Here is a 4,425-nt window from a genome sequence, read left to right on the forward strand (position 1 = left end):
AGTCGGTAAGGTAGGTCGTATTCTTGGTCCAAAAGGCGTTATGCCGAACCCTAAAACCGGTACCGTTACTATGGATGTCGCTCAAGCCGTTAAAAACGCTAAGGGCGGACAGGTAAATTTCCGCGTTGATAAGCAGGGAAATATCCATGCAGGCCTCGGCAAGGCAAGCTTTAGTAAAGAGCAGCTTTTGGATAATCTAAACGCCTTTATCAAAACCATCAATAAACATAAGCCTGCCACGGCTAAGGGCAGATACGTAACTCATGCATCGCTTTCACTTACTATGAGCCCTGCGGTTACACTGGATAATCAAGAAATAATCGATTTAAAATAAAATTTTAAATTTTTATCTTAGATTGGAGATAGCTCAAGGTTTTTAACTTAATTGATCGAAATTTTACAATTTCGATCGCTTGGCTTGAAATCACCGATCGGAAAGGAGACCTAATGACGAGAGACGAAAAATCAAAGATAGTAGCGGAGCTTGGCGAGGCTTTCAAAGCTAGCGAAGCTATAGTAATTTCCGATTTTAAAGGCCTTAGCGTTAAGCAGCTTGAAGATCTTAGAAATAGCGCGCGCGAAGCGGATGTAAAAGTTCGAGTTATCAAAAATACCCTAGCTAATATCGCTTTAAAAAATGCCGAAAAAAACGGACTTAGCTTTAAAGATACCAATATCTTCTTATGGGGCGAGCAGCTTTCTGTATGTAAAGTAGCGGCTAAATTTGAAGAGAAAAATGAAATTTTTAAGCTCAAGACTGCTCATATCGATGGGGAAGTAGCCGGCGTAGATAAGGTTAGAGCGCTTTCGAAGATGCCTTCGAGAGACGAGCTTATTGCGATGTTACTTCAAGTATGGAATGCGCCGATTCAAAATTTTACGATCGGCTTAAATGCGCTTAAGCAGAAAAAAGAAGCTAGCGCTTAATTAAAATTTAGGAGAATAAAATGGCAATTTCAAAAGAAGATGTTTTAGAGTATATCTCTAATCTTTCGGTGCTAGAGCTTAGCGAGTTAGTTAAAGAATTCGAAGAAAAATTCGGCGTAAGCGCAGCTCCGGTTATGGTAGCAGGCGGCGCAGGTGCTGGCGGCGCAGGTGCGGCAGCGGCTGAAGAGAAAACGGAATTCGACGTCGTATTGCTTGATGCGGGCGATAAGAAAATCAACGTAATTAAGGTCGTTCGCGCCTTAACGGGCCTTGGTCTAAAAGAAGCCAAAGACGCTACCGAGGCTACTCCGTCCGTTCTTAAAGAGGGACTTAACAAAGAAGACGCCGAGAAGGCTAAAAAAGAGCTTGAAGAAGCAGGCGCTAAAGTCGAACTCAAATAAATCGCGGAATTTTAAAATTTCGCATACAAATGTGTGCCGGTGCGTTGCATCGGCACTTCTTTCTTTAAAATACAACTACGAGGTAGTGGAATGTTAAACAGCCTATATTCAGGAAATCGTCTTAGAGTGGATTTTTCAAAGGTTCCCAAAGAGATCGAAATTCCGAATTTATTACAACTACAAAAGAAAAGTTTTGATCATTTTTTAAATCTTGATAACTCGGGTGGAGAAAGCGGCATAGAGAAGGTTTTCAAAGCCATTTTTCCTATCCACGATGCACAGAATAGACTAAGTATCGAGTATGTAAGTAGCGAAATTTCAAAGCCAAAGTATTCGATTAGAGAATGCATGGAAAGAGGGCTTACTTATTCGGTAAATTTAAAGATGAAGCTCCGTTTGCTAGTACATGAGCGCGATGAAAAGACGGGCAAAAAAATCGGCGTAAAAGAGATCAAAGAGCAAGATATATTTATTCGCGACATTCCTCTAATGACCGATAGAATTTCATTTATCATTAACGGCGTCGAGCGCGTAGTCGTAAATCAGCTGCACAGAAGCCCGGGCGTAATCTTCAAAGAGGAAGAGAGCCCTACGGTTTTAAATAAACTCATCTACACCGCTCAAATAATACCTGATCGCGGCAGCTGGCTATACTTCGAATACGACGTAAAAGACGTACTATATGTGCGCATAAATAAAAGGCGCAAGGTTCCGATCACGATCCTATTTCGCGCACTCGGCTACAAAAAACAAGACATTATAAAATTATTTTATCCTATTAAGACGATCTATATCAAAAAAGGAAAATTCCTAACCGATTTCGATCCTAAAGAGTATTCCGGTAGGCTTGATTACGACATTATAAACGAAAAGGGCGAGGTGCTTCATCAAGCAAGCAAGCGCCTAACATCCAAAAAAGCGGAGAAGCTGGCGGAGGACGGACTAAAGCTAATCGAATATCCGGCTGAAATTTTAGCTGAGCGCTATCTGGCGGACGCCATCGTCGATAAAAACAGCGGTGAAGTGCTTTTTGATTCACTAACCGCGCTTGATGAGGGCAAGTTAGCCAAGATCGCTAACACCGAGAAAAAATTTACGATCGCTAACGACCTAGCTAGCGGCGTAGATACTTCAATCATAAATTCCTTCATCCAAGACGCCGACGCGCTTAAGCTCTTGCAACAAAGCGAGGGCATAGACGACGAGAACGATCTAGCTGCGATTAGAATTTACAAAGTTATGCGCCCGGGTGAGCCGGTGGTAAAAGAGGCGGCAAAGAGCTTCGTAAACGATCTGTTTTTCAACCCTGAGCGCTACGATCTAACCAAAGTAGGTCGTATGAAAATGAATCACAAACTAGGCATCGAAGCGCCGGAGTACGTAACCGTACTAACCAGCGAGGATATTATCAAGACGGCGAAATATTTAATTAGGGTTAAAAACGGCGACGGCTTCATCGATGATCGCGATAATCTCGGCAATCGCCGCATACGTTCAATCGGAGAGCTTTTGGCAAACGAGATGCATCTTGGATTTATCAAGGTTCAAAAGGCGATCAAGGATAAATTTACTGGCATTAGCGGAAATTTAGACGAGCTTATGCCGTATGATTTCGTAAACCCTAAAATCATCACCACTACGCTTATGGAATTTTTCACCGGTGGCCAGCTAAGCCAGTTTATGGATCAGACCAACCCGCTTAGCGAGGTTACGCATAAGCGCCGTCTATCTGCGCTGGGCGAAGGCGGACTAGTTAAAGAGCGCGCAGGCTTTGAGGTGCGTGACGTCCATCCTACGCACTACGGTAGAATTTGCCCTATCGAGACCCCGGAGGGTCAAAACATCGGTCTGATAAATACCTTAGCGACCTATGCGAAGGTAAATGATCTAGGCTTCGTCGAAGCCCCGTATAAAAAGGTCGTAGACGGTAAGGTAACCGACGAGATCGTCTATCTTACCGCTACGCAGGAAGAGGGGCTCGTAATCGCTCCTGCGTCCGCTAAATTGGATGAAGAGGGCAATATCGTAGAGGAGCTTTTGGAGGTTAGAAAAGACGGCGAAAACATCATGGCCAAGCGTGAGGATATTTCGCTAATTGATCTTTGCTCCGGTATGGTCGCGGGCGTAGCGGCATCGCTGATTCCGTTTTTAGAGCACGACGATGCTAACCGCGCGCTTATGGGCTCGAACATGCAGCGCCAAGCTGTACCGCTTCTGCACTCTACCGCCCCTATCGTAGGAACTGGCATGGAGGCGATCATCGCACGCGATTCGTGGGAAGCGATCAAGGCTAAACGCGACGGCGTCGTAGAAAAGGTCGATAATAAAAATATATTCATTTTGGGCGAAGACGAGAAGGGGCCGTTTATCGATCACTACTCGATGGAGAAAAATTTACGCACCAATCAAAACACTACCTTTTCACAGCGCCCTATCGTGCGAAAAGGAGACGTGATAAAGGCGGGTCAAATCATAGCCGACGGTCCTAGCATGGACGGCGGCGAGCTTGCGATCGGCAAAAACGCTCTTATAGCTTTCATGCCGTGGCACGGTTACAATTACGAGGATGCCGTCGTCATGAGCGAAAAGATGATCCGCGCCGACGAATACACCAGCGTGCATGTTTATGAAAAGGAGATCGAGGCTAGAGAGCTAAAAGACGGCGTAGAGGAGATCACGCGCGATATCCCTAATATCAAAGAGGAGGAGCTTACTCACCTCGATGATAGCGGTATCGTAAAGATCGGCACTCACGTCAAACCGGGCATGATCCTAGTAGGCAAGGTAACTCCGAAGGGCGAGGTCAAGCCGACGCCTGAAGAGAGGCTTTTACGTGCGATCTTCGGCGAGAAGGCGGGACATGTGGTAAATAAATCTCTCTACGCTACTGCTTCAATGGAAGGCGTGGTAATCGACGTTAAAATTTTTACCAAAAAGGGCTACGAGAAGGATCCGCGCACGAACAAAGCCTATGAGGATGAAAAAACCGAGCTCGAAAGGGAGCATCACGACAGGCTTTTGATGCTCGATCGAGAAGAGATGTTAAAGGTAGTGGCGCTTCTTTCAAAAAGCGCTTTGCAAAGCGATCAAAGCCTAA

At 45.1% G+C, this 4,425-nt stretch carries 3 protein-coding genes and 1 pseudogene; all 4 read left to right on the forward strand.

The annotated features are described in order from the left end of the window. A pseudogene (locus Q0605_RS06575) lies at nucleotides 1-334 on the forward strand (50S ribosomal protein L1); the annotation flags it as partial. A gap of 113 nt (nucleotides 335-447) precedes the next feature. Continuing rightward, nucleotides 448-927, forward strand: a complete 480-nt coding sequence (gene rplJ, locus Q0605_RS06580) for a 50S ribosomal protein L10 (RefSeq protein ID WP_298705291.1) — start codon at nucleotides 448-450, stop codon at nucleotides 925-927. A gap of 20 nt (nucleotides 928-947) precedes the next feature. Next, nucleotides 948-1,328 carry a 50S ribosomal protein L7/L12 gene (gene rplL / locus Q0605_RS06585; RefSeq protein WP_177386842.1) on the forward strand — a complete coding sequence of 127 codons (381 nt, stop codon included), beginning with the start codon at nucleotides 948-950 and terminating at the stop codon, nucleotides 1,326-1,328. Nucleotides 1,329-1,418: 90 nt separating this feature from the next. Further along, the coding region (rpoB, locus tag Q0605_RS06590; RefSeq protein ID WP_298705293.1) for a DNA-directed RNA polymerase subunit beta at nucleotides 1,419-4,425 on the forward strand (3,007 nt) is incomplete at its 3' end.

The sequence above is a fragment of the uncultured Campylobacter sp. genome, from assembly GCF_938017705.1.
Classification (GTDB): Bacteria; Campylobacterota; Campylobacteria; order Campylobacterales; family Campylobacteraceae; genus Campylobacter_B.

Excerpts from the sequence above, each read along its gene's own strand:
- rplJ (WP_298705291.1), top strand. The coding sequence starts at position 448 with ATGACGAGAGACGAAAAATCAAAGATAGTAGCGGAGCTTGGCGAGGCT.
- rplL (WP_177386842.1), top strand. The coding sequence starts at position 948 with ATGGCAATTTCAAAAGAAGATGTTTTAGAGTATATCTCTAATCTTTCG.